This window comes from Actinomyces bowdenii (assembly GCF_017592395.1).
In the GTDB taxonomy this organism is placed as follows: Bacteria; Actinomycetota; Actinomycetes; order Actinomycetales; family Actinomycetaceae; genus Actinomyces; species Actinomyces bowdenii.
Window position 1 is genome coordinate 1 of record NZ_JAGFOU010000052.1, and the last position, 780, is coordinate 780.

General features: G+C 63.2%; 1 protein-coding gene. It reads left to right on the forward strand.

Annotated elements, in window-relative coordinates:
• Positions 1–770 (forward strand): transposase family protein (locus J5X07_RS12740; protein ID WP_341769479.1); only part of this gene is annotated, 770 nt, incomplete at its 5' end.
• Between the last annotated feature and the right edge of the window lie 10 nt (positions 771–780).

A 780-nucleotide genomic window follows, 5' to 3' on the forward strand; every position in this document is an offset into this window, starting at 1 on the left:
ATAGTAGCACGAGAATCTCCTGCAGTGAGGTCCTGGACCTGTGCGAGATGATCCACGACATGGGCCCTTTGCCGGTGTTCGGGGTCAGGGTGCTGGGACTGTTGCTGTGCGTGCGCCTGACCCTGACCTACCTCAGGCACAACCCGCCCCAGGAGGTGCTCGCCGAGCTCTACGGCGTCTCCCAGCCCACCACCACCCGCGTCATCGCCGCCTGCACGCCCCTGATCGCCGCCGCCCTGAACAGCAACGTTCCGACGGTGGAGGACCTGGACCCCACGGCCCAGCTGATCGTGGACGGCACCCTCCTGGAGTGCTGGTCCTGGGCCGATCATCCCGAGCTGTACTCCGGCAAGCACAAGACCACGGGGTTGAATGTCCAGGTGGCCTGCACCCAGGCCGGGACCCTGGCCTGGGTATCCGACCCCCAGGAGGGACGCCCCCACGACACCGAGGCCCTGCGCCGCTGCGGCCTGCTCGACGCACCCGCCACCGACCTGGCCGACGCAGCGTCACCACCGGAGCATATTGGCGACAAAGGATATATCGGACTGGGAATGATCACCCCGAAGAGAAAACCCCCGAACCTGCCTCTTGGCCCCGACGACAAGACCTACAACAAGACCGTCAACCAGATCCGCTACAAGATCGAGCGAGTCATCGCCAACATCAAGACATGGAGAGTCCTGCACACCGGCTGCAGAAGACCACTAGAAACCTTCCCGACAACCACCACAACCATCCTCGGAATCACATTCACACACACCCCATGAATGAACCTCA